This window comes from Cryobacterium cryoconiti (genome assembly GCF_004403065.1).
Taxonomy (GTDB): Bacteria; Actinomycetota; Actinomycetes; order Actinomycetales; family Microbacteriaceae; genus Cryobacterium; species Cryobacterium cryoconiti.
Genome location: NZ_SOHA01000001.1, coordinates 62,148 through 86,775, shown reverse-complemented (window position 1 = coordinate 86,775; position 24,628 = coordinate 62,148). Strand labels below are relative to the sequence as shown.

Sequence of the window (24,628 nt, the reverse complement as noted above, 5' to 3'; positions counted from 1 at the left end):
GTCCGCTCAGAACCCATGAATGAGCATCCTCATAGGAGGAACTGTGGCCGGGTCGTTCAGGATCATCAGCATCGACGGGCGGGTCAGCGCCGAGGCCAGCCCAGGTCTCGTCCTGGAGCAGGTCGACCAGCCCGACCCGGCTCTGAGCCACGCCCTTGACCAGTCACCGGCTACTTCACTTCTGGCCGCTCTGACCGTGTCATCCAGCGACGCATCCGGAACAGCGCACATCACGGTGCGCTCACACGCCGGACGGGTTTCGGCGGTGCTGGAGCGGAGTGCGTCCGGCGACGTTCGCTCCGTCGAACCGACCGAGTCGACCCCCGGCATCCAGAGCTTCGCGGTGACGTTATCGTCTCACCAACACGTCGACGTCTTCGTGCTGGAGTGCGACACCGACCGAGAACTGGCCCTGGTCGTGCGAGCTGTCGGCCTGGCCGAGGTCGACTTCGACCTGACGAATGTTCGCCTGGTGCAGGGCGCCGTCGCCGCTGAAGCCGCAGCTGAACAGGCAGTCGTCGCTGATCAGGAGGGCTTTGCGCCGTCGCCTGTCGGGGCGGCACCGCACGCTGAACCGCTGGACGGCGGCCGGTTCGAGTTCGCCCAGGTCGGCGCGAGTATGCCGCCGCTCGTTCAACTGAACACGCCCGTCACCGTGACGGTGCGGCTGTCGCGGGGCGAGGTGACCATCGATTCCAGCCAGGCCCACGACGAGCACGTGATCGTCGTCGACCCTGCCCAGACCGTGAACATCGCACTGTTCTGCCGTAATTTCTCGGTGTCTGAGAACGCACCCGACAACCGCGAGCTGTACCTGCCACCGCCGTTGGAAGAATCGGTGGTCACTTTCACCGTGGTCGGCCTCGAAATCGGTGAGGGCGAAGTGCAGGTTGTCGTGCGCCAGGGGGAACCGATGCCCCTCGCGACGCTCTGGCTGAACGCGACCGTGCAACGAGGCCCGGTGTCCCCCACCGCCGAAGGACCGGATGCGGCGCTGATTACAAGCTTCCTCTCACCGAGGGTCCGTCAATTCCTCGCCCCGAAGACACTCACGATCGACGAAAACCGGGTCGGCGCTCACTCGCGCCTCAGCTTCGAACTCGTTCTCCCGGGCACTCGAAAAAGATTCGAGCGGGTCATCGAAGACAAACCGGCCCTTGTCGGCGCGGTTTACGGCGCAATCGACGCTGCCTGGGAGGACTTCAAGGCATTGCCGACCGCGCGCGAACGGAGCCTCGCCTTTCGTGCCCGGTTGCAGCAACTCGGAGTGAAGCTGGCTGAAGACGTTCTCCCGGCAGACCTGCGATCGTTCTTCGCAGCCCACCCGGAACAGATCGATGAACTCACGATCCTGACCAGCGGGGAGACCGATATCCCGTGGGAGCTGGTCTACATCGCCGATCCCGACATCGACGACGATGCCAAGGACGAATCCGGCTTCCTCGGCCGCGCCGGCCTGGTGCGATGGATCTACAACACGCCGCATCCGGAGACGCTCAGAATTTCAGCCGGCCGCGCTCGGTATCTGTGTCCTCGCTACGCCGATACGGAGTTGGCGCTGATCGACGCCGAACACGAACTCGACTACCTCATCTCCGACTTCGCTGCCACAGAATTGGCGCCAGGGGACGCCGACAGCATCCGTACCCTGCTCACGAACGGAGAAATGGACCTGCTGCACTTCGGCGGGCACGGCCTCACCGACGACGCAGCAGACCCGCCGCTGCAACAGCTGCTCCTGGCCAACTTCGTGCGATCGACCACCGACTCCCCTGATGCCTATTCGCTGGAGGACCTGCGACGTGACCTACCTGACCGCCCACCGCTCGCCTTTCACGACCCTGGTCCCCTGGTCGTGCTCAACTCCTGCCGGCTCGGGCGCCCTCCCTCGAAGCACTCCGAGCAAGGAGGCTTCGCCGAAGCTTTCCTGCGCGGAGGGGCCGCGGCGTTCGTCGGCTGCCTGTGGTCGGTCGGCGACGAGCCGGCACGGGACTTCGTGCGCGCCTTCTATGCCGGTCTCCGTGCGAATAAGACCATCGCCGAAGCGACCATCGACGCCCGCCGTGAGGCGCGCAAGTCCGGCGACACCTCCTGGCTCGCCTACACCGTCTACGCCCACCCGGACGCTCGCGTCGAAGTGGTGGGACTCGAGTCGCCCGTCGCCTCTTCGGCCACGGACTCCATCACGCCCGGCACTCTCGATGCTCACCGACTCCCACCGAAAGGCAGCGCAATGTCCACCTCTGACGCAACCCGCTCCATCCCCCGAGACTCCGGGCTCTCTGCAGCCCAACTGCTGGCCCTGCAGCCGCACGTCGTCAATCTGACGGACGGCGAATTGGCGAAGGGGCCCAGCGTCCCGCCGACGAGTGACGCCGACTTCAGAACCACCCAGGCCGACCTGTCGGAAGTCTTCCGCACCCATCTGCCGGCCTTCATCGCTGACCAGGCACGACCGGGGCCCGTTCCGCTGGTGATCTATGCGCACGGTGGCCTGGTCAACAAGGGTTCCGGTTTGAAGATCGCCAAGAAGCAGGTCGAGTGGTGGAGGGACAACGGCGCGTACCCGATTCATCTGGTGTGGGAAAGCGGTCTCGCAGGCTCGCTCTGGGACGCGGTCAAGGACTCACTCCCGGGCCGGCAGCGCAACCTCGGCGACTTCTTTGACGGCATCATCGAGGCTGCGGCGCGATCGGCCCGAGGCGATGTGGTCTGGAGTGCGATGAAACGCGATGCCGAGCACGCGTCAGGCCCGACCGGCGGCGGTACGGCGCTTGCCACCCTGCTCAGTGCCTACATGCGTGCGCATCCGGGCCAGATCAGTGTGCACCTGATCGGCCACAGTGCCGGATCGATCGTGCACTCCTACCTGATTCCGGCCTTGCTCACCGCCGGTGTGCCGCGTATCGACAGCCTCAGCCTGTTGGCACCGGCCGTCCGCATCGACACCTTCAAGACGCAGATCGTGCCCCGGCTCGGCAGGATCGACGCGCTCACGATGTTCACCATGGAAGATGACATCGAGCAGAAGGACACGTGCCTGGGCATCTACAAGAAGTCGCTGCTGTACCTGATCCGCGGCGCCCTGGAATCCGAACCCGGAGCGAAGATTCTCGGACTCGAGGTCAGTCTGACCGCCGACCCGGAAATGTCGGAACTCTTCCAGCGCCCCGGGACCGGCTCACGCGTCGAGGTGGTCTGGTCGAAGTCAGACTCCGGTCCTCGTTCGAGTTCGCAGTCCCGCGCACACGGGGATTTCGACAACGACGCGCCCACCATGAACAGCGTCGCCCGCCGCGTGCTCGATCGCGACAGCATCCTCCCGTTCTCGGCGACCCGTGCGATTGATCCCCTCTGGCCGAGTGAAGAGGAGGTGTTCGACTATGTCGAACAGGACACGAGTGACACAGCCGAAGCGGCGACTGTCTCGCCGCGGCGGCGCGCCCTCTGCATCGGAATCGACAGCTATCCCACGGATGCGCTGCTCGGCTGTGTCTCGGATGCGCTCGCCTGGCAGGCGGCGTTCTCTGCAGCCGGGTTCGAGACCGAAACGCTGCTGAACGAACAGGCCACCCAACAGCGCATGCTGGACGCGATCCGTGAACTGGTCGTCTCCAGCCGGGCAGGCGACGTCATTGCCCTGCAATACTCGGGTCACGGCACCACCGTCGAAGACCTCAACCAGGATGAGCTGTTGGAGGATGCCGGCGAACCCGGAAATGTGGACGGTGGAGATCCCGACCACAAACTCGTCGATGAGGCGCTCTGCCCGGTGGATTTCCGCGAGGGGAACCTGATCATTGACGATGACCTCGGCGAGATCTGGGACCTGCTCCCGGCAGGTGTCAACCTCACCATCTTCTTCGACTCCTGCCACTCGGGAGGCGGGCAGCGTGACATCAACACACACACCCTGTCCGCCGTCGGATCCCGCAAGCGTCTGGTGAGCCTGGGCGGAGAGGAGATCGAGGCGTACAAAGCCAAGCGGGGCTCCCTGGCGCGCTCGACGGCCCGGGACAATGAGCGCGGCGTGTTCTTCGGCGCCTGCCTGGCCACGCAGGTCGCCTACGAGACCGGCTCGCAGGGTGACTTCACGGCCCGGGCACTGCCGCTCTTCCGCGAGGCGATCGGCTCGTCGACAAACCGGGCCTTTCACGAGGCAGTGCTCGCCGCTTTCGGCAACGATCCACGACAGACACCCGTCGTGAAGCCCCCGGCACTGCTCGAGAGAACGCTTCTCGCCTCGCTCGCCGATGTTCCTCCCACCCCGCCGGCGACCCTCGCGGTGATCACGGCGACCCCGGACTCCGGTCCCGTCTCACCGGTGCCGACCCCCGCGATCCCCGTTGCGGAGGCAGACGACAAGCCTGACCAGGCGGCGGTTGTCGCTGCATTCCTTCGGGCGACGGCCGATCTCATCGCACCGCGATAGCGAGCGGTGGCCGCCGGTCCCGTCGTGGTGGGTTCAGCTGAATCTGGTGAGCGCACCGCGACCGGCGATCACCGTCTCAGCGCTGCGGTCAGCCGGTCGAGAACCGCTCGCGTGACGGGAGTCAGATTCGGGCCGTAACCCGAGCGGTAGTCGTACACTTCGAAGTCCACCGAGCGAATGCCCAGGCCCCGGGCTGTCTTCTGCACCCCGCGGATCAGCTCGAACGGGCCGCAGACGGCGACGTGCAGGCGACGTGGCGGTGTGCCGGCGGCAAGGTCGCCGGCGATGAGGGCGTGCACGGTGCCCATGGTCAGGCGCCCCTGCGTGTGTGAATCGTGTTCGATCAGGTCGATCAGTCCCCGGTCGCGCCAGGCTCGCACCGTGTCGAGGCCGATGGCCGTGGCCACGCCGCGAAAGCTGTAGATCAGGCGTGGGGGCGTCGCGAGGGTCGCCAACACGTCGCCCACGCTGAGAAACGGGGTGATGCCCGACCCGGCCGCCACCCAGATGTGGGCGCGATCACACCCGGCGACGACCTCCAGATTGCCGTGCGGACCGGACAGGGTGACCAGATCGCCCACGGAGAGGCTCGAGCCGAGCGTGGCGGTCCAGTCTCCGGTGACGCGCGCGAAGAAGCTGAGGTCGGCATCCGTCGGCGTAGACGCGATGGAAAACGGATGCGGCTCGGCCCACGGCGACACCGAGGAACGCACGAACGCGAACTGGCCGGCCCGCGCGCGCAGGCGCCGACGGCCGACCGGGGTCAGGTGGAGCCCCGTGAAGGTATCCGATGTCGTCTCCAACCGGCTCACCCGGTAGCGGAAATCCGACAGGGCAAGGTCGACCCAGAGCAGCCGGTAGAGGTAGGAGAGCACTCCCGCGGCCATGATGACGCCGAACCACAGGCCCCAGCCGGAGACCCAGGGGAATGTCGTTTCCGCGGTGATGAAGTGAAAGCACGAGAACGCGTAGGGAATGATCATGAACTTGTGGGTCAGTTTCCACAGCCCGTACGGCAGTGCCCGCAGAATCGACAGCATGATCAGGGCGATCACCAGGATCTCGGCGACCTCGGCCAGGTCCTTGCCGATGTCTTCGAGGTTTTCGCCGAACGGGAGCAGTGCAACGCGGGCGTCGTTGTCAGCGTCGGCGTGAAACAGGAGCGCAACCACGGCGACGATCGCGAACCAGCGGTGCCAGATGTAGCTGCGGTCGAAGCCGCCGAAGAGAGCGTGCACCACGTTCAGGCGTGACGCGAGAATGAAGGTCCACGACATGCAGACGATGGCGAGCGTCCCCAGATACAGACCCCAGCTGTCCATACCGCGGCCGACCGGAAAAGCGAGGTAGCCCACCAGCGCGCTGAGCACGGCCAGCACGGGCATGATCAGGTGCAGGCGCGGGGAGAACACGCGGCGTGCCGCGAACTGTTCACCGGCCAGAGAAAAATCTCGCCAGGAGATCGGGATGCTCCGCAACAGGTCTGCCCACGGGGTCCGTCGTGCACGGGTTCGTTCATCACTAGGCATAGCGGCTCCATCGCGGGGCGACTGTTCGCCGGGATTTCAGCCTAGTTGGCCGTGGCGGCGCCTAAGAATGCGGAGTCGTGCGGAGGGCACGGCTTCGCTCCGTGCCGGTGCCGCGCGAATGATCAGCATGATCAACCTGTTGAGGGGGAAACCGTCGGCCGACTCTGCTGCCCTCGTCGAGGTGAGCCTCCATCACCGGCCGGAACGGAATCGACGCCGCCAGGACGAACAGGGTCAGCAGCGAGGATGCGAGCAGTGCGACCCAGGCGCCGCGCGGCTCGGTCACGGCGAGGCGTGGTCCACCGATAACGAATGTTGCCAGCACCATGCCGACGATCATGAGGGCGCTGATCACGCCGCACACGATGCGTGCCCAGAGCTGGCCGCGCCCCGCGATGGCGAACCCGCCACCGATTGCGAGCACGGGGACCGCTATGGCTCCCCCGCCCAGACCCAGCGTGAAAAGCGCCAAAATAGCGTCGGGGAGGAGCATCGGGGCGATGGCGAACGCCGCGGGCGCGGCACCGAGCCACCGCCAGCCGGGGTGTCCCCCACTCAGCCGAATCGTGTGCGCCCAACCCAACAGGGCGCCGACGATCACCCCGGGAAGCAGAATGGCGGCGAACGTGTCGAGCCAGACGACCGTCGATCCAGAGCCGACGAATTCGCTCATCACTGCGCGGAAGGACGCGGCCCAGGCGAGCCCACACAGTGCGCCGAGAGCCACGGTCGATCCGACGCGACGGCTGGTCATCGCCCGGCGCCGATCCTGGGCTGTGCCACCGTGTCGGCCACCGCAGCGTTTGAGGTGCGGGCGTACCGGATCATCTCAGCGCCGAGCCAGGTGAACAGCAACAGCCACAGCCCAATCGCGATCCGCCCGAGTTCGAACCCGGCGAAGATAGCGGGAGTGAGCGGCACGATAACCCAGACTCCGATGCCGAGCATCAGCCAGCGCCCACTGCCGGAGAGCACCCGCGCCCGCACCGCGGCGATTCCGAGAACGATGAGCGCGGCACCCGTGGCGAGCGTGATCGTGCCGAAGGCGGCCTCGATCACATCGGTAAGCGGTGATGGGTAGGCCGAATCGGCGGCGTTGATCACCAGCAGTTCCTGCACCGAGAGCGCAAGCATCGCCAGTACCGACGCGATTCCGCCGATGGTTGCCAGCACTCCGCGGCCGGCCAACCCCGCCCGCCAGAACGCCCAGAGCGCCCACACGACAAGCAGGTGATGGAGGAAGAAGGCGATCTGGATGATCGCGAACCCCGCCGCGGTGAGCGGGAAGCTGTACCGGTCAGCCTCCACCACCGGCGGCACGACCAACAGAAACGCCGCCGCCCCCGCCCCGAGCATTCCCGCGACCACAGCCGCCCAACCACCGGATATCGCAACCCGTCGAGCCCTCATGCGGCTCACCTCCCTCATCAGTGACTCTCACGGTACGCTCGCGACCATCGGGCGGCATCCGTGGAATCACGCAGTTATCTTCGAGGTCACGATGAGTAGCGACAACACTGCCGATGGCGAAGCCTTACGCTCCGACGCGCTGGCTGCGCTCGCCCTGGCACGCGACGAACTCGCCCGCGGTTCCGTCGAACGTGCGTGGGATGCCTGCCTAAGCGCTGGCGGAATCGGTCGGGAGCTCGGCGACGCCGGCCTTGTCGCAGACGCGGCCACGCTGATTCCGGGTCCCCAGATCGGCTCGCACCACATGACCACCGCGCGCCAGGCCCTCTGTCTCGAGGCTCTCAGGATGCTGGACCCCGGGCCATCCGCTCAGCGTCAACGGTTGGAGCTCTACCTCGCCGGGCTGTCCGGCGGGTGGACAGAGCGGCCCGCGGTGACCGCCCCCTTCCTGAGCGAAGTGCAGGCGGATGCAGTGATTCTCGAGTTGCGCGCCGCGCACGCCGCGGCGATGGCGCCTGCCCGGCTTGCAGAACGTTTCGAGATCGCGACCCGGGTACGAGACACGGCGAGCGCGGTGCACCGGGACGACGATACCGCGTGGGGGATGCTGTGGCGGCTGGATGCCCTCGCTCAGCTCGGCCGGCGGATCGAGCTCAACACGGAGTTCATTGAGTTGGTCGGCGTCATCCGCCGGCTGGACAGCCCGCAATGGCGGTGGCGGGTGGCGACCATCCGCTCGGCGTTGGCGCTCCTGGATGACCACATCGACGACGTCCCGCCGCTCACCGCGGAGGCCGCGCGGCTCGGGGTGGCCGCGGGGGTGGAGGAGGCCGCGTTCATCGACCTGGTCCTGCGTTCCAATCTCGCCCTCCGCACGGGCGATGGACTCCCGGGCATCGAGGAGGAAGTACGTCGCGCTCTGGCGGATGCACCGTTTCAGGCGCAGAGCTGGCGGGCCGGCATCCTGATCGCGCTGGGCAGACGCGACGACGCTCTCGAGATCTGGCGCGCGCTCGCGCCGCACCTCGATGAGGTTCCGCTCACCGCGATGGAGTGGCTGCTCGCGACGACCGCTCACGCCGAGCTCAGCATCGTCGCGCACGATCAGCGCTCTGCCGCTCACCTCTACGAAATGCTCAGCCCACACGGGAACCTGCATGTGATGCCGACCGTCATGACCCCGTACGCGGGCGCGGTCGCGCTCTACCTCGGCGACCTGGCCGCATTCCTGGGACGGACCGCGAGTGCGCGGGCGCACTACGAAACGGCGCTCACGAGCAGCCAGGACATGCATGCGCCCGCGTTTTCGCGCCGGGCCCGAGAGGCGATCGCTCTGCTGGGCGCACCCACATCGCCTCGATCTGCACGGTCGCTGCTGGATCCCCTGTCTCTGCGCGAGGCGGAGGTGGCCGAGCTCGTCGGAGCGGGGATGACGAATCGCGAAGTGGCACAGCGGCTGTTCCTGTCGGAGCGAACCGTCGAGAATCACGTCAGCAGCATCCTTCGTCGTCTGGGTCTGCCGAATCGGACTGCCGTCGCAGCATGGGTGTCGCGGCATCACTCGGCCTGACCGACCGAATCAACCAGGTACCCGGTGGCCGCGTCACTCTCCGCCGGTTATGTTCCGTGCGGGGCGACGACCACCTTGCCGAGCGCACGGCCCTCCCCCACCCAGGCGAGGGCCTGCGGCACTTCGTCGAGAGTGAAGGTGCGGTCGACTCGGATGCGGAGGTCGCCGGCGACACACAGCTCGGCTACGGGCATGAAGTGAGCCGGGCCCTGTCTGACGGCGAGAACGCCCATCCGGCGCCCGGTGAGAAGGCCGAGCACAGCGCCGATCGTGCCGACCCCCAGCAGTGTCGGCACGGCTCCGCCGACGCAGGAATAGCGGCCGCCCGGAGCCAGCGCCCGCCGGTAGGCGAAGAGGGAGCGGTGGGCGACGAGGTCGAGCACGACGTCGAACGGTTCGAGCCTCGTGAAGTCCGTTCGGCGATAGTCGACCACCTCATCGGCGCCGAGCTGGCGAAGGTAGTCGAGCTTGCCGGCGTTGTCGACACCGGTCACATGCGCTCCGGCGAGCGCGGCGAGCTGGATCGCAAACGTGCCCGATCCGCCACCGGCGCCATTCACCAGGACGCGCTGCCCCGAATGGATCCGTGCTGTGCCCGTGAGCGCAATCGCACCTGCCTGCGGCAGCGTCGAGGCCTCGGCGAACGTCAACCCCTCCGGCTTGTGCGCCAGCATCGCGTCAGGCACCACGGCGTACTCAGCGAAACCGCCCATCAGGGCGAGATTGTCGCCGTACACCTCATCCCCGACACGGAACCGGGTCACGCCGTCGCCGACCGCGGCGACACGTCCGGCAATATCGGAACCGAGAACCCGTCGCCGGGGGGCGCGGAGTCCCCCGATCCGGGCGTACAACGGTGACCCCGTCAGCCCCTCCCAGTCCGAGAGGTTGACGGATGTCGCGACAACCTCCACGAGCACCTGCTTCGCGCCAGGCGCCGGCACCGGTGTGTCCTCGATCCGCAGCACGTCGGGCGGGCCGTACCGGTCGTAGACGACGGCTCTCACGCCGATCTCATTCTGAACGTCACGCGTGAGGAGTCGGCCATGCCCGCCAGTGTAGGCCCGAGCGTGCGAGGACCCGCAACGACCCCCAAGATCACCCGCGACAGGCTCACTGCGTCTCCCTAGAATGATGTCGAGACTCTCAACGCACCCGGGGAGGACGATCATATGGGCAGCACGGACAACGCACCCGCCGCATCCCAGTCGCACACCGAACCGCCGCCCGGTGGTTCGCGCACGTTCGCGCAGGTGCTCGTGAACACGGCGGTCGCGAACGTCACGACGAGTTTCCTCTGGTTCGCCCTCACCTTCTGGGTCTACCTGGAGACACGCTCGGTGCTCGCCACCGGTGTCATCGGCGGAGCGTACATGCTTCTCGTCGCGGTGTTCTCGATGGCGTTCGGCACGATCGTGGACCGGCATCGCAAGCACCTCGTGATGGTCTTCGCGGGCCTGGTCACCCTGATCGCCTTCGGCATCGGCGGCGGGTTGTACTTACTGTTCCCGGAGTCCACGCTGCTTGACATCGGTGGGCCGATGTTCTGGCTGTTCAGCGGGATCATCCTCTTCGGCGCCGTCATCGAGAACATGCGCAACATCGCCCTGTCGACGGTCGTGACGCTGTTGATCCCGACCGAGCGGCACGCGAACGCGAATGGGCTGGTGGGCACCGTGCAGGGGCTTGCCTTCATGGTGACAAGTGTCTTCAGCGGCCTCGCGATCGGGTTTCTGGGCATGGGGTGGACGCTCCTCATCGCGATCGTGCTGTCGGCGGCGGCCCTCCTGCACCTGCTGTTCCTGCGCATCCCCGAGGACCAACCCCAGCAGGATGGCGAGCGGCGTCCGCTGATCGACCTGCGCGGCAGCATCACGGCGGTGCGGGCGGCAACCGGGCTCTTCGCGCTCATCATCTTCTCGACGTTCAACAACTTCATCGGCGGCGTCTACATGGCACTCATGGACCCCTACGGCCTCGAGCTCTTTCCCGTCGAGATCTGGGGAATCGTGCTCGGTGTCACGTCGACCGGCTTCATCATCGGTGGTCTGCTGATCGCGAAGTTCGGACTCGGGCGCAACCCGATCCGCACGATGCTGTTGCTCGTCATCCTGATGGGCGTGCTCGGGGCGCTGTTCACGATCCGTGAGTGGTGGTGGCTGTACGCTGCGGGCATCTGGCTCTACATGACGCTTATCCCTGCCGTCGAGGCGTCAGAGCAGACCGTCATCCAGAAGGTGGTGCCGTTCCGCGAGCAGGGCCGTGTGTTCGGGTTCGCTGCAGCATTCGAGTCTGCGGCGGCCCCGATCACCGCGTTTCTGATCGCACCGATCGCCGAGTTCATCATCATCCCGTTCATGAACTCGGCTGCCGGACGAGACAGCCTCGGCTGGCTTCTGGGTGACGGAGAGGTGCGGGGCATCGCTCTCGTGTTCCTCATCGCGGGCATCCTGATGGTGCTTGCGGCCATCGGTGCGTTCTTCACCAAGTCGTACCGCCGCATCTCGGCGCAGTACCTCGACCAGGACGAGTCCGTACCCTCTGACGGCTCTCCGGACCCGACGGCGGAGGCGCAACTCCGGCACTGACCGTGGGATATGAAACGGGTCCGAGCGAACTGCTCCGATGTTGTGAGGGGTTTACTCACCGAACGCTTGTTCTGTAAGGTTCGGAAGAAGCACCGAACTCTGCATCCAGTGCATCACCTCAACGACCTCGTCACACCGACCCGGAGCCACAAAGCAGTGGCCGGCGACTCGTCGCCGAAGGATTGTGCACAGTGGGAAATGTCCGACCAACAGCATTGACGCAACCAGTCGTCCGCTCAATTCTCGACTGTTCGTCCCTTGAACCCAGCGATCGATTCGATGCTTGGTCCGATGCCGTCAATAGAAACTTTGTGCCTCTCCGCGCTGACCTGAAAGATCCGGTCCACGGGTCCGAATTCGATGGGCGGATTGTTTCGCAATCACTCGGTCGCTCGGAAATCTCGACAGTTGCGGGCTCCGGCATGGCAGTGCGCCGCTCGCCTCGGGCTATCGCGCAGAACGACCCAGGCTTCATCAAACTCGGCCTCCAGGTGCGGGGTTACAGCGTCATCTCGCAGGATGATCGCGACGCGGCGCTGGCGCCCGGCGATTTCGCCATCTACGACACGAGTCGTCCCTACGTTCTCGACTTCGCAGAATCGTTTGAGATGTTCGTCGTCATGTTCCCGGCGGAGCTCATCCGCTTCGACCGCAGCCTGCTGTCGTCTCTCACTGCGTCCCGCTTCTCGGGCCGGAGCGGTCTCGGAGCAATCACATCGAGCTTTCTGCGAGAGATGAGCCGGCAGCTCGACGCTGACCCACTGGTGGGCGACTTCTCTCTCGGTGACGCAGTGCTCGACCTTGTCACGGCGAGCCTCGCTGAGCGCCTCGGTCCGGACGGTGTCACCGATGAGCGCAGCCGCCGCCGGTCCCTGCTCATCCGCATCGAGACCTTCATCGCGGCGAACCTCAGCGATAGCGGCCTCAGCGTCACTGAGATCGCAGCCGCACACCACGTTTCCGTGCGTTACCTCCAGAAACTCTTCGAAGACCAGCACGAAACCGTGAGTGGATGGATCCGCCACCGCCGCCTGGAACAGTGTCGCAAAGATCTGTCGAATCCGGCTTTCGCCAGCCGTGCGGTCGGGTCCATCGGATCAGCCTGGGGATTCCCCGACGCTGCCAGCTTCTCGCGGGCATTTCGCCAGGAGTTCGGCCTGACGCCGAGCGCGTTCCGATCGCGGCGGGACTCGGCTGACGGCCTTGTGCCGTAGCCGAGTCCCAGCTTCGTTCTACAGCACGATGGTGATGACCTTCTCCTCCGTGTTCGCGAGGATTCCTGCGTAGCCGAGTTCACGGCCCACACCGGATGTCTTCATTCCACCCCACGGCAGGGCGGGATCGATGGCGGCCCAGCCGTTGACCCAAACCGCACCGGCCCGAATTTCTCCGGCGACGCGGTGGGCGGTCGACACGTTCGACGTCCAGATGGACGCAGCGAGTCCGTAGGGCGTTGCGTTGGCAATCTCGATCGCCTCCGCCTCGGTGTCGAAGGGGATCACGACGCCGACAGGGCCGAAGATTTCCTCCTGGGCGATCTTCATACTGTTGTCGACATCCGCGAAGATCGTCGGCCGAACGAAGAATCCCTCCGCCTGTCCGGAGTCTCCCCCGGCGACCAAGCGGGCACCCTCCGCCTTTCCCTCCTCGATGTAGCCGAGCACCGAGTCCTGCTGCTTCTTGTTGATGAGCGACCCGATCGATGTCGCCGGGTCGAAGGGGTCACCGAGTACCTGAGCGGATGCCGCGCCGGCCAGCCCTTCCACCACCTGCTCGTAGATCGACCGGTGCACCAGGATCCTCGTGCCGGCGGCGCAGACCTCACCCTGGTTGAAGAACAGGCCCATGGCTGAGCCGCCGATCGCGGCCTCGACATTCGCGTCGCCGAAAATGATCTGCGGCGATTTGCCTCCAAGCTCGAGCACGACGCGCTTGAAGGTCTGCGCAGCGGTGGCCCCGATTCGGCGGCCGACCTCGGGGCTGCCTGTGAAACTGATCTTGTCCACGTCGGGGTGTTCGACGAGAGCCTGGCCGGCCGTTGCACCGAGCCCCGGCACTACGTTGACCACGCCGTCGGGCACGCCGGCCTCGGTGATCAGGGTCGCGAGGTGCAGGATCGACAGAGGGGCGTCTTCGGCGGGCTTCACGACCAGTGTGTTGCCGGCGGCGAGGGCCGGCGCGATCTTCCAGGCGGCGATCATCAGCGGCGTGTTCCACGGCACGATGGCACCGATGACGCCGATCGGCTCGCGCACGGTGTACGACAGCGTCGGCTGCCCCATTGCCCCGGCGGTCGGGATGGTTTGGCCCTGAATCTTGTCTGCCCAGCCGGCGAAGTGTCGGAAGGTCGCCGCTGCATTCGGGATGTCGAGCATGCCGGGCTGCGCAACGGGCTTCCCGATATCGAGGGCCTCGAGACGGGCGAGGTATTCACCGTCGCGCTCGATGAGGTCCGCGATCTTGTTCAGGAGCTTGCCGCGCTGAACGCCCGGCGTCTGCTTCCACACTCCGTTGAGGGCTGCGCGAGCTGCTTTGACTGCGTCGTCGATGTCCGCGCCTGTTCCGCTCGCAATTTCGGCGAGCGGCTGGCCGGTGGCGGGGTTGAGGTCCGTGAAGGTTTCACTTCCGGCGCGCCACTTCCCTCCTACCAGCATTCCGGTGGTGAAGACCGGCTCATTGGAGCTGTCGTGCGGGGTGGCGGTGGGGGTCTCAATTGTCATGTTGTTCTTCTCCAGTGCTCGTGTGCTCAGCGTGACGTTGTGGCGAGGGCGGGTACGGGCTCGGTGCTCACGCCCAGCAGCATCTCGGCGAGTTTTTCGCCGATCATGATCGACGCGGCGTTCGTGTTCGCGCTCGGAATACTCGGCATGACGGAAGCGTCTGCGACGCGAAGCCGGTCGATACCGAAAACTTTGAGCGTGGGGTCGACGACTGCGAGATCGTCGGTTCCCATCCGGCAGGTGCCAACCTGGTGGTGGTAGGTGCCTGCCATGCGCCGGCAGAATTCACGGAGCTCATCGCGCGTGGTGACGTCTGGCCCCGGCTTGAACTCCAGTTTGCGGAAGGGCGCGAACGCATCCTGCTGACCGATCTCGCGACACAAGATGAGCGCGTCAACCATCGCTTCGAGGTCATAGTCCTCGGAGAAGATGTTCGGGTCGGAGATCGCCTGATCGTTCGGGTCTGCCGACGCAAGCTTCAGCGTTCCGCGCGATGCGGGGCGCACGATCCCCGGCGCGATGGTGTAGCCGTTTTCGGGGGTCGAGCCCCCGTCAGTCGGGTACGGCAAGTGCAGGAACAGAGGCTGCAGATCGGGCGCGGGGCCGTCCCACTGGCTGCTGCGAGCGAAGAGCTGGCTCTCGAGCAGGTTCGCTTTGCCGGGCGCCAGCGGTTCCTTCGACTCGTAGATGTTGCTCACGAGAAGGTGGTCGTGGAGATTCTCGCCGACACCCGGGAGATCCTTCACCAGGGCAATGCCGTGCTCCTTGAGCTGGGCCGCCGGACCGATGCCTGACAGCATCAAGATCTTCGGGCTGCCGATGGTGCCCGCACTGATGATCACTTCGGCTTCGGCACGTGCCTGCTGAACCACGCCGGCCACGGCGAACTCGACACCGACAGCGCGGCCGCCCTCAATCAGGATGCGGTGCACCAGTGCTCCGGTGGTGACCGTCAGCCGATCGCTGTCAAGGATCGGCACGACGAAGCTCTGCCAGGCGCTCGCTCGCTTCCCGTTCTTCGTAGTCGTGTGGTTGAAGCCGACACCATCAAGCTTGTCCTCATTGAAGTCGTCGGTCTGCTCAATACCGGTGGCCTTGGCCGCTTCGACGAAGGCCTGCCCGGCAGGGTGACGATCAGCGAGGGGAATGCGCTCAACGTGCAGCGGTCCGCCGGCGCCGTGGTACTCGGTTGCTCCATCCTGGTGATCCTCAGACTTCTTGAAGAGCGGGAAGACGTTCTTCCAACCCCAGCCCGTCGCGCCGGCGGCTTCCCACGCTTCGTAGTCGCTCTTGTCGCCCCGCATGTAGATCATGCCGTTGAGTGAGCTGCTGCCACCCAGAACCTTGCCACGCGGCCAGTAGAGAGAACGACCCGCAGCGTGCGACTGCGGTGCGGTCATCACGGCCCAGTCGTCATCGGACATCAGAAGACCTGGCCAGCCCTGCGGACTGTGGATGTTGGGATTGGTGTCCACCTGTCCGGCTTCGATCACATGCACTGAGTACCCCGCGTCGATGAGACGCCGCGTAATCGCACTGCCTGCAGATCCCGCCCCGACGACGACATAGTCTGCTTTGTGGTTCGACATATCTGTTCCTCCTTGAACCGATTCGACTGCGACACGACACACACATTCGCTCGCACCAACACGACCAGCATCTGCCACCGGGGCCACCATCGGATGAGCACCAAGCGCACAGCCCTGTGCACGATCGGCACAAAGAACCGAGTGGGCGCTGACGCGATGCGAGACGAGTGCGCGGCACTGAGCGTGGGCATCCGCTCCACCCGGCAGAATTGGACCATGACTCCGCTCCCCCGCAGCACCCCCGAAGCCGAGGGCATCTCCTCCGCTGCCATTGTCGATTTCATCGCCGCGGCGGAGGAACAACTCGAGAGCCTGCACAGCCTGATGGTCGTTCGTCACGGCCGCGTCGTGGCGGAGGGCTGGTGGAGCCCGTATGCGGCGCAGCATCCGCACTCCCTGTTCTCGGTGAGCAAAAGCTTCACCTCGACCGCCGTCGGGCTCGCCATCGGCGAGGGCCGGCTCACGCTCGACAGCCTCATCGTCGACCTGCTCCCCGATGAACTGCCCGCCCAGATCGACCCGCACCTGGCTGCGCTGACCGTGCGCCACCTGCTCACCATGACCACCGGGCATGCGACCGACACGGTGTCGCTCGCCGACGACGCGCCCGGTGACAACTGGGCGCGGGCCATCCTGGCCCAGCCTCTCGAGTTCGCGCCGGGCACCCGGTTCGTCTACAACACCGGGGCCAGCTATCTGCTCTCCGCGGTGCTGCAGCGGCTCACCGGGGAGCGGCTGTTCGACTACCTCACCCCTCGACTGTTCGCCCCGCTCGGCATCGTCGGCGCCACGTGGGAGACCTGCCCGCGCGGAATCGACGCCGGCGGCTGGGGACTGTCCCTTACGACCGAGCAGCTCGCCACGTTCGGCCAGCTGCTGCTGCGGCGCGGCCGGTGGAACGGCACGCAGCTCGTTCCGGCGGCGTGGATCGATGAGGCCACCGCGGTGCAGGTGGACACGTCGGGCAGCGAACACGATCTCGACGGCCGTCAGGGCTACGGCTACCAGTATTGGCGCAACCGGCCCACGGGCTACCGCGCCGACGGCGCCTTCGGCCAGTTCTGCCTGGTGCTTCCGGAAACGGATGCCGTGATCGTGTTGACTGCGGCGCTCCCGACCGCGCAGCGCGCCCTCGACCTCGTCTGGGAGCACCTGCTGCCCGCGTTCACCGACCAGCCGCTCCCCGAGCTGGCCGAGATGACCGAGCTGACCGAGCTGGAGAGCGGTCTCGCCGGAACGCTGGCGTCCCTCACCCTGCCGACCGTCGACGGCGAACCGTCCTCACCGACGGCGGCGCGGGTGGCAGGCATCCGTTTCGGCTTCGACGACGCGGAGGTGACCGAGGTGACTTTCGAGCCGGGGCTGCTCACGATCATCCGTGGCGGCGTCAGCACGGCGCTGGCCTTCGGCCACGGTCAGTGGGTGGCCTCCGGCGACGTCATGGTTCTGGCGAGCGGCGCGTGGGTCTCCCCCGCCACTCTGGTCGTGCGGGCGCACGACGTGGGCACGCCGTTCTCACGCACGTTCACCCTCGAGTTCGGGGATGACGCGCTGACCCTGGACATCGAGCAGAACGTCGCGTTCGGCGACCTGCCCCGCACTCACCTGGTCAGCCGGTAGCTGCCTGCGTCGAGTGCATGCCGCTAGCTGCATACTCGGCCGCGTCACTCCCTAGCCGGAGTCAAAACCGGCCCGTAGCGGGCCCTCTCGACGGTGGCACAGTCTTCCGTGACGGGATTTTTCGCATTTCGTCACGCTCTCTGGCAACATTCGCCAGTCTTCACAGGTAGCTTGCGCCGCTTCCTCGCGCCCGCCCATGATAGGTGCCGAACCGGGAATACCGTCGGCCATCGTCGACGGGCCCATCACCCTATCGAAGGAGAGCCATGTCCAACGCCGATCCAACATTCGTCCCCGGTGCCGCCGGATATGACTTCAACACGGCCGCAGAGAGCACCCGTATCGACAGCAACGTCACCCCCGTCGCCGCGGGCCAAAACTCCACCGCGGGAGACCGGGCCGCCGACGTCACAGACACGTCGGTCGCCGCCGGCCAACACGTCGCCGGCATCACAAAGCAAGAGATCCACAAGGTCGGCTCTGAGACCAAGAAGCAGGCGAAAGACCTCTACCGGGAAACCCAGACGGAGCTCTCGGAGCAGGCCGCAGCCCAGCAGAAGCGGGTTGCTTCGGGCATCCGATCGCTCGGTGACGAGATCGGCGCGATGGCCGGGACAGCCGAAACCCAGGGTGTAGCCAGCGACCTCGCCCAGCAGGCTGCGACGAGAGCTGCCGGAGTCGCAGATTGGCTGGACCAGCGCGACCCAGGTTCCCTCCTGACCGAAGTGAAGAACTATGCCCGGCGCAAGCCAGGAACCTTCATCGCGATCGCCGCAGTGGCGGGTGTGCTCGCCGGACGCCTGACGCGCGGAGTCATCGAAGAGAAGAAGGACTCTGACGAAGAGCCCACTACCGAATCCAGGGTCACCCCGGCATACACCGCCGCCAACCCCGACTACACCGTGAGCCCCGAGTTCGGCTCCGGCCCCGAGTTCCGCTCCACCGGCTCCAACCTCGGTGGGCTGCCACGATGACCGACGTGCACACCCCGTCCGAACGCAAGGCCGCCGAGACCTCGCTGGGCGACCTGCTCGGCGAGGTCACCCGTGACGTGTCCACCCTCATGCGCCAGGAGGTTGCACTGGCCAAGGCGGAAGTGCGTCAGTCCGCCTCCCGCGCCGGCAAGGGAGCCGGACTGCTCGGGGGTGCCGGGTATGCCGGCCACCTGACCGTCCTCTTCCTGTCGCTCGCAGCCTGGTGGGGACTCGGCCAGGTCATTGATATCGCCTGGGCGGCATTCATCGTCGCCGCGGTGTGGGGAATCGTGGCCGCCGTGCTGTACGTCTTGGGCCGCAAGGAACTCAAGACCGTTCCTGGTGCGCCACGCACCGTCGATTCGTTGAAGCAGATTCCAGACGCACTCAAAAGAAATGAGGAAAACCGATGAGCACCGACATCACTCCCGGCACGAGCACGGATCCGGATGTTCTCCGCGCCGAGATCGAGACGACCCGCCGCGAACTCGGCAGCGACGTCGACGCCCTGGCTGACAAGGTCACGCCGGCCAAAATCATGGAACGTCAGACCGACAAAGTGAAAGGAGCCGTGGGCTCTGTGAAAGACAAGTTGATGGGCTCGGCCTCCGACGTGGGCGATTCCCTGAGTGGTGTGGCCGACGACGCCTCCGGCGTGGCACACCAGGCTGCCCAAAAAGCGAAGGGCAACCCCCTGGCCATCGGTCTGATCGCCTTCGGCGTCGGCTGGCTGGCATCGTCGCTGGTTCCGGCCAGCACCACGGAGAAGCGAATCGCCGGGAACATCACCGACGCTGCTGAGCCGCTGGTCCAGGAGGCGACCAACGCTGCGAAGCAGGTCGGCGAAAACCTCAAGCAGCCGCTCACCGACGCCGCAGAGGCAGTGAAAGTCACAGCCACCGATGCGGCAGGCACCGTCAAGTCCGAGACCACCGACGCTGTCGGCGAGGTCCGCGACGAAGCGAAGCACGCGGGGCAGACCCCGGCCGAGTAGCGCCTGCCCCCGGCGGCATGGCCGACCCGATTGAGCGGTTGAGCTCGACCGGGTCGGCCATGCCGCCGGGTTTCACCTCGTTTCCACATCGTGCTCGCCTACGGCCGGCAACGACCTGCGTCCGTGATCAATAAGTCCACAACCCGGGAGAATCATGTTCCCGAGCGAAAGAGAACCATGACCTCCTCGGCCCACCGCTCATTGCCCTACCCGTTGGGTGCCACTCTGGTCGAGGGCGGCGTCGACATGGCGGTGTACTCCGAGACCGCCGAAAAGGTCGAATTCTGCGCGTTCGACGAATTCGGCGCCGAGACGCGCACCCCGCTCACCGAGCGCACCGGGCACGTCTTCCACGGCATCGTGCCGGGCGCCCGCATCGGCACCCGTTACGGCCTCCGCGTGCACGGCCCGTGGGATCCCGGCAACGGACTCCGTCATAACGGCCATAAACTGCTCCTCGACCCGCACGCGCGGGCCATTTCAGGCGACTACGCGTGGGGCCAGGAACAGTTCGGGCACGATCAGACGACCCCCTCCGAACTCGATCCGTCCGACTCGGCCGGGTTCACCCCGCACTGCCTGATACCCGACCCCGATTTCGATTGGGCCGGTGATTCCGCCCCGCTCACGCCACTGAGTTCCTCGGTGATCTACGAGCTGCATGTGAAGGGCTTCACGCAGACCCATCCGGACGTGCCGGAGGAGATCCGAGGCACGTACGCGGGCCTCGCAAGCCCGGCAGCGATCAAGCATCTCCCTGACCTCGGCGTCACCGCGGTCGAACTGCTTCCCGTGCACCAGTTCGTGCAGGACAGCAACCTGACGGACAGGGGCCTGCGCAATTACTGGGGGTACAACACCATCGGTTTCTTCGCGCCGCATGGCGATTACGCCGCCGCAGGCGACGAGGGCGGTCAGGTCGCGGAGTTCAAGGAGATGGTCAAGGCCCTGCACAGCGCAGGCCTGGAGGTGGTTCTCGACGTGGTCTACAACCACACCGCGGAAGGCAACCACATGGGGCCGACACTATCGTTCAAGGGCATCGATAATGAGTCCTACTACCGGCTCGTCGAGGGTGACCGCTCCAACTATTTCGACACCACGGGCACCGGCAACAGCATCAACGTGGGCCACCCGGCGGCGCTGGGCTTGATCATGGACTCGCTGCGCTACTGGGTCACCGAGATGCACGTCGACGGCTTTCGGTTCGACCTGGCCACGACCCTGACCAGGCAGGACGGCGACGCCGACGAACACAGTGCGTTCCTCACGCTGATCCAGCAGGATCCGGTGCTCGCGCATGTGAAGATGATTGCGGAGCCGTGGGACACAGCCGGGTATCAAGTGGGTGGCTTCCCGGCCGAGTGGTCGGAGTGGAACGGTATGTTCCGGGACGATGTGCGCGGCTTCTGGCACGGTGAGTCTTCGCTGCTCGGCACACTGTCCCAACGAATACTGGGCAGTCCCGATGTCTATGAGGCGGATCGACGTTCACCCCTGTCCAGCGTGAACTTCGTGACGGCCCACGACGGGTTCACCCTCGCCGATCTCACCATGTTCGACGAGAAGCACAACGAGGCCACTTGTTGCCGCCCTGGGTGCGGCCGAGTTCGTCGCCGCCGAGAATCATTGGGATGCCCGCCGCGAGCAGCAATGTGGCCATCAGATTGCGGCGCATCCGGTCGCGGCGTTCGTTGATGTCGGCGTCTTCGGTGGACCGGCGCCGATGCGTTTGCGCTCCTGCTCAACGCCGCCACGAACACGGTGGAGTTCACCATTCCCTTGTCACCGAACCAGGAATGGGAACTCGCCGCCACCAGCGATCCGGGTCAGAAGATGTCAACCTCCGTGAGCACGCTCCTCGTGCGGGCCGGGTCCTTCACGCTACTTCGTTCCCGGGCCTGACCGCTCGGGTTTACGGGAGGGCGTGTCCCGCGGCCGTAAAGAGGCGGTACCACTCTTCACGGCTGAGCGGGATCTCGGACCCTGCAGCAGACTCCACCACTCGTGCGGGCGTGGTCGTGCCCAGGACCACCTGAATATTGGCCGGGTGCCGGGTGATCCAGGCGACCGCGATCCCCGTCGGCGTGACGTCGTGGGTGGCGGCGATTTCCTCGAGCGCGTCGTTGAGCGGACCGTAATTCACCCGGTCACCCACGAACACCCCGTTGAAGAAGCCGCTCTGGAACGGCGACCAGGCCTGCAGGGTCATGTCGTTCAGTCTGCTGTACTCGAGAAGGCCGTTGTCCCGGACAACGGACTGGTCCAGCCCGGCCATGTTGGCCGCGACTCCCTGAGAGATCAACGGCGCATGGGTGATGCTCAGTTGCACCTGGTTGAAGGCGAGCGGCTGGTTGACCGAGCGCTTGAGCAGGTCGATCACCCCGGGCGTCTGGTTGGAGACACCGAAGTTGCGCACCTTCCCGGTGGCGTGCAACGCGTCGAACGCCGACGCGACCTCCTCGGGCTCGACCAGGGTGTCCGGACGGTGCAACAGCAGGATGTCCAGGTAGTCGAGGTTCAGCGCCGCAAGCGACTCATCGACCGAGCGGAGGATGTGCTCCTTCGAGAAATCGAAAAAGCCCTGGCGGATGCCGACCTTCGACTGGATGATGACCGACTCACGCTCTGCCTCCGTGAACGTGACGGCATCACCGAAGCGCTTCTCGCATCCGTGCGCCCCGCCATAGATATCAGCGTGATCGAAGAAGTTGATGCCGGCATCCCGGGCGGTGCCGACGAGAGTGCGGATCTCCTCATCCCCCATTTCCGAGATCCTCATCAGGCCAAGAATGACATTCGACGCCTGCAGGTTCGTACGTGGTGGGCTATATATCTTCATCAATCCATCCTGCCCTACTGCAGCTTCTTGGCCCTCCGCACCTGGTGCAGGATCGGCTCGGTGTATCCGTTGGGCGAGGATGCGCCCTCAAGGATGAGTCGACGGGCAGCCAGGAACGCGAGCCCGGGCCCGGTCGACCCGATCAGTGCTTCATAGGTCGGGTCACCGGCATTCTGCGCATCGACGACCGCCGCCAGTTGCCCGAGGCTCGCGTCGACATCCGTCTTGCTGATGACGCCGTGGGTGAGCCAGTTCGCGAGGAGTTGGCTGGAGATGCGCAGCGTCGCACGGTCCTCCATCAGCCCGACGCCGTGGATGTCGGGCACCTTGGAACACCCGACGCCCTGATCGACCCAGCGAACGACATAGCCCAGGATCGACTGAACGTTGTCGTCGAGCTCGGTCTGGCGCTCTTCATCGCTGAGCTCTCGTTCGGCGAGTGGGAGGACCAGAATCGGCTGCAGCGCCTGGCGAGTGCGACCAGTCAGTTCGTGCTGGCGGGCGGCCACGTCGACCGCGTGATAGTGGGTCGCGTGCAGCGTCGCCGCCGTGGGAGACGGGACCCAGGCCGTGGTTGCGCCCGAGAGCGGATGCGCGACCTTCTTCTCGAGCATGTCGTGCATGAGATCGGGCATGGCCCACATGCCCTTGCCGATCTGAGCCCGGCCGGGGAAACCGGCTGCGAGACCGGCGTCGACGTTCGCGTTCTCGTAGGCGGCCATGAAGGGCATGGAGCGGATCTCGCTCTTGGTGGCCATCGGCCCGGCGTGCATGGAGGTGTGGATCTCATCGCCGGTGCGATCGAGGAATCCCGTGTTGATGAAGACGATGCGCTCAGCGGCTACGGCGATGCAGGACCGCAGATTCAGCGTCGTTCGCCGTTCTTCGTCCATGATCCCCACCTTCACGGTGAGCGGGGGCAGGCCGAGGAGCTGCTCCACCCGCGCGAACAGGTCGACGGTGAACGCCACCTCGTCGGGGCCGTGCATCTTCGGCTTGACGATGTACACCGAGCCGGTGCGTGAGTTGCCGCCGCGGGTCTCGCCGACCAGATCGGGGAACGAACCGAGAACGGTCACCACCGCGTCGAGAATGCCTTCGAAGACCTCGACGCCGGAGGCGTCACGCACGGTATCGGTCTGCATCAGGTGCCCGACGTTGCGCACCAGCAGCAGGCTCCGGCCGGGCAGCGTCAACTCGCCGCCACCAGGAGCCGTGTAAACGCGATCGCCGTTCATGGTTCGCGTGAAGGCGCCGGCACCCTTCCGCACGGTCTCACTCAGCGTTCCGCGCATGAGCTCGCGCCAGTTGCGGTAGCCGAGCACCTTGTCGTCGGCGTCGACTGCGGCCACCGAATCTTCGAGGTCCATGATCGTTGTGACCGCGGACTCCAGCACGATGTCCTGGATGCCCGCAGCATCCGTGGCCCCGATGGGTGCGGCCCGGTCGATGATCACGTCGAGGTGCAGTCCGTGATGAACGAAGAGCAGAGACGACGGCTCCGACGGCTCGCCCCGGTAGCCGACCAGCGCCGAGGGGTCGGCCAATGCGACGGATGACCCGTCCCCCAGAGCGACGACCAGCTTGCCGTTCTCGACCCGGTGCGCGACGGCATCCGTGTGCGAACCGTTCTCGAGCGGGACGGCCTGGTCGAGGAGAGCCCGTCCGCGGGCGATGACCTGTGCGCCCCGGACGGCGTTGTAGGAGTCTCCCCGGGCCGCGCCGCCGTCGTCCGGGATCGCATCGGTGCCGTAGAGCGCGTCGTAGAGCGAACCCCAGCGTGCGTTCGCCGCGTTGACGGCGAACCGCGCGTTGAGCAGCGGAACGACAAGCTGCGGCCCGGCCTGCGACGCGATCTCCGCATCGACGTTCGTGGTGGTGATGGTGAAGTCTCCGGGTTCGGGCGCGAGGTACCCGATCTCGGTCAGGAAGGCGCGGTACTCGGCCGGATCCGGCTGGCCGGGGTGAGCCTGGTGAAAGGCGTCGATCCGGGCCTGCAGGTCATCCCTGGTGCCGAGCAGTTCTATGTTTTTGGGCGTGAGGTCGCTGATCAGCGCGCTCAAGCCCTGCCAGAAGGCGTCCGCGGCGATGCCGGTGCCGGTCAGCGCTTCATTCTCGACGAACGCGGCGAACGAGACGGCGACATCGAGGCCTGCTCGCTGTTCGCGGGGCGCGAGGCCGGCGACGGGCAGTGTTACGGATGCTGCGACGGGCATGTTCATCGTTGAACTCCTTGGTAGGAACAGCTGGTGCGGGGTGCGCCCGCCGGGCTGACTGTGTCTGGCCAGTCTCTCACCCGCCACCGTCCCTTCGTGACGAACGCCCGCCGGGGCGGCCTCCTGACCGAAATTCAGCATGCC

At 66.0% G+C, this 24,628-nt stretch carries 16 protein-coding genes and 1 pseudogene; 9 read left to right on the top strand and 8 right to left on the bottom strand.

Going from position 1 to position 24,628, the window contains the following annotated elements; all coding sequences use genetic code 11:
- Positions 1-19: 19 nt before the first annotated feature.
- Positions 20-4,432 (top strand): caspase family protein, encoded by a 4,413-nt coding sequence (locus tag E3T49_RS00400; RefSeq protein ID WP_134422387.1) that lies wholly within the window; start codon positions 20-22, stop codon positions 4,430-4,432.
- Positions 4,433-4,500: 68 nt separating this feature from the next.
- Here E3T49_RS00400 and E3T49_RS00395 read toward each other — a convergent pair whose 3' ends face one another.
- From E3T49_RS00395 to E3T49_RS00385, 3 genes are all read right to left on the bottom strand, one after another.
- Positions 4,501-5,961 carry a ferredoxin reductase family protein gene (locus E3T49_RS00395; protein WP_134422385.1) on the bottom strand — a complete coding sequence of 487 codons (1,461 nt, stop codon included), beginning with the start codon at positions 5,959-5,961 and terminating at the stop codon, positions 4,501-4,503.
- A 61-nt stretch (positions 5,962-6,022) separates the two neighbouring features.
- On the bottom strand, positions 6,023-6,715 hold the full coding sequence (locus tag E3T49_RS00390) for a hypothetical protein (protein ID WP_134422383.1): 693 nt from the start codon (positions 6,713-6,715) through the stop codon (positions 6,023-6,025).
- On the bottom strand, positions 6,712-7,371 hold the full coding sequence (locus E3T49_RS00385) for a hypothetical protein (RefSeq protein WP_134422381.1): 660 nt from the start codon (positions 7,369-7,371) through the stop codon (positions 6,712-6,714). Before E3T49_RS00385 ends, E3T49_RS00390 begins: the two co-directional genes overlap by 4 nt.
- 91 nt (positions 7,372-7,462) lie before the next feature.
- Here E3T49_RS00385 and E3T49_RS16380 point away from each other — a divergent pair, with 91 nt between their 5' ends.
- A complete protein-coding gene (locus tag E3T49_RS16380; protein ID WP_206750817.1) occupies positions 7,463-8,941 on the top strand; it encodes a helix-turn-helix transcriptional regulator in 1,479 nt (492 codons plus the stop codon).
- Positions 8,942-8,988: 47 nt separating this feature from the next.
- On the opposite strand, the gene E3T49_RS00375 is transcribed toward E3T49_RS16380, so the two are convergent.
- Positions 8,989-9,948, bottom strand: coding sequence for an NAD(P)-dependent alcohol dehydrogenase (locus E3T49_RS00375; RefSeq protein WP_134422379.1), 960 nt, complete (start codon positions 9,946-9,948; stop codon positions 8,989-8,991).
- A gap of 165 nt (positions 9,949-10,113) precedes the next feature.
- Between E3T49_RS00375 and E3T49_RS00370 the strand changes: the two genes are divergently transcribed.
- Together E3T49_RS00370 and E3T49_RS00365 are read left to right on the top strand one after the other, a co-directional pair.
- Positions 10,114-11,529: an MFS transporter gene (locus tag E3T49_RS00370; RefSeq protein ID WP_134422377.1), complete on the top strand. Its 1,416-nt coding sequence runs from the start codon at positions 10,114-10,116 to the stop codon at positions 11,527-11,529.
- 191 nt (positions 11,530-11,720) lie between these two features.
- A complete protein-coding gene (locus tag E3T49_RS00365) occupies positions 11,721-12,743 on the top strand; it encodes an AraC-like ligand-binding domain-containing protein (RefSeq protein WP_166785421.1) in 1,023 nt (340 codons plus the stop codon).
- 18 nt (positions 12,744-12,761) lie between these two features.
- On the opposite strand, the gene styD is transcribed toward E3T49_RS00365, so the two are convergent.
- Together styD and E3T49_RS00355 are read right to left on the bottom strand one after the other, a co-directional pair.
- Complete coding sequence (styD, locus tag E3T49_RS00360; protein ID WP_134422373.1) at positions 12,762-14,249, bottom strand: phenylacetaldehyde dehydrogenase StyD; 1,488 nt, start codon at positions 14,247-14,249, stop codon at positions 12,762-12,764.
- Between the two features lie 26 nt (positions 14,250-14,275).
- Positions 14,276-15,838, bottom strand: coding sequence for a GMC family oxidoreductase (locus tag E3T49_RS00355; RefSeq protein ID WP_134422371.1), 1,563 nt, complete (start codon positions 15,836-15,838; stop codon positions 14,276-14,278).
- Between the two features lie 216 nt (positions 15,839-16,054).
- Here E3T49_RS00355 and E3T49_RS00350 point away from each other — a divergent pair, with 216 nt between their 5' ends.
- The 5 genes and pseudogenes from E3T49_RS00350 to glgX all read left to right on the top strand — a co-directional run.
- Entirely contained in the window at positions 16,055-17,458 is a 1,404-nt protein-coding gene (locus E3T49_RS00350) for a serine hydrolase domain-containing protein (RefSeq protein ID WP_134422369.1), read from the top strand.
- A 266-nt stretch (positions 17,459-17,724) separates the two neighbouring features.
- On the top strand, positions 17,725-18,432 hold the full coding sequence (locus tag E3T49_RS00345; protein ID WP_134422367.1) for a hypothetical protein: 708 nt from the start codon (positions 17,725-17,727) through the stop codon (positions 18,430-18,432).
- A complete protein-coding gene (locus E3T49_RS00340) occupies positions 18,429-18,845 on the top strand; it encodes a phage holin family protein (RefSeq protein ID WP_134422365.1) in 417 nt (138 codons plus the stop codon). Before E3T49_RS00345 ends, E3T49_RS00340 begins: the two co-directional genes overlap by 4 nt.
- Positions 18,842-19,426, top strand: a complete 585-nt coding sequence (locus E3T49_RS00335) for a DUF3618 domain-containing protein (protein WP_134422363.1) — start codon at positions 18,842-18,844, stop codon at positions 19,424-19,426. The genes E3T49_RS00340 and E3T49_RS00335 overlap by 4 nt, the downstream gene beginning before the upstream one ends.
- 177 nt (positions 19,427-19,603) lie before the next feature.
- Positions 19,604-21,007, top strand: a pseudogene (gene glgX, locus E3T49_RS00330) (glycogen debranching protein GlgX); the annotation flags it as partial.
- A 334-nt stretch (positions 21,008-21,341) separates the two neighbouring features.
- Here glgX and E3T49_RS00325 read toward each other — a convergent pair.
- Positions 21,342-22,268, bottom strand: a complete 927-nt coding sequence (locus E3T49_RS00325; RefSeq protein WP_134422359.1) for an aldo/keto reductase — start codon at positions 22,266-22,268, stop codon at positions 21,342-21,344.
- 14 nt (positions 22,269-22,282) lie between these two features.
- Positions 22,283-24,490: a malate synthase G gene (locus E3T49_RS00320; protein ID WP_241972563.1), complete on the bottom strand. Its 2,208-nt coding sequence runs from the start codon at positions 24,488-24,490 to the stop codon at positions 22,283-22,285.
- Positions 24,491-24,628 lie beyond the last annotated feature (138 nt).

Coding starts and splice junctions, on each gene's coding strand:
- E3T49_RS00355 (WP_134422371.1), bottom strand. CDS start 15,838: ATGTCGAACCACAAAGCAGACTATGTCGTCGTCGGGGCGGGATCTGCA.
- styD (WP_134422373.1), bottom strand. CDS start 14,249: ATGACAATTGAGACCCCCACCGCCACCCCGCACGACAGCTCCAATGAG.
- E3T49_RS00335 (WP_134422363.1), top strand. CDS start 18,842: ATGAGCACCGACATCACTCCCGGCACGAGCACGGATCCGGATGTTCTC.
- E3T49_RS00340 (WP_134422365.1), top strand. CDS start 18,429: ATGACCGACGTGCACACCCCGTCCGAACGCAAGGCCGCCGAGACCTCG.
- E3T49_RS16380 (WP_206750817.1), top strand. CDS start 7,463: ATGAGTAGCGACAACACTGCCGATGGCGAAGCCTTACGCTCCGACGCG.
- E3T49_RS00390 (WP_134422383.1), bottom strand. CDS start 6,715: ATGACCAGCCGTCGCGTCGGATCGACCGTGGCTCTCGGCGCACTGTGT.
- E3T49_RS00370 (WP_134422377.1), top strand. CDS start 10,114: ATGGGCAGCACGGACAACGCACCCGCCGCATCCCAGTCGCACACCGAA.
- E3T49_RS00345 (WP_134422367.1), top strand. CDS start 17,725: ATGTCCAACGCCGATCCAACATTCGTCCCCGGTGCCGCCGGATATGAC.
- E3T49_RS00350 (WP_134422369.1), top strand. CDS start 16,055: ATGACTCCGCTCCCCCGCAGCACCCCCGAAGCCGAGGGCATCTCCTCC.
- E3T49_RS00320 (WP_241972563.1), bottom strand. CDS start 24,490: ATGAACATGCCCGTCGCAGCATCCGTAACACTGCCCGTCGCCGGCCTC.
- E3T49_RS00325 (WP_134422359.1), bottom strand. CDS start 22,268: ATGAAGATATATAGCCCACCACGTACGAACCTGCAGGCGTCGAATGTC.
- E3T49_RS00400 (WP_134422387.1), top strand. CDS start 20: ATGAGCATCCTCATAGGAGGAACTGTGGCCGGGTCGTTCAGGATCATC.
- E3T49_RS00395 (WP_134422385.1), bottom strand. CDS start 5,961: ATGCCTAGTGATGAACGAACCCGTGCACGACGGACCCCGTGGGCAGAC.
- E3T49_RS00385 (WP_134422381.1), bottom strand. CDS start 7,371: ATGAGGGCTCGACGGGTTGCGATATCCGGTGGTTGGGCGGCTGTGGTC.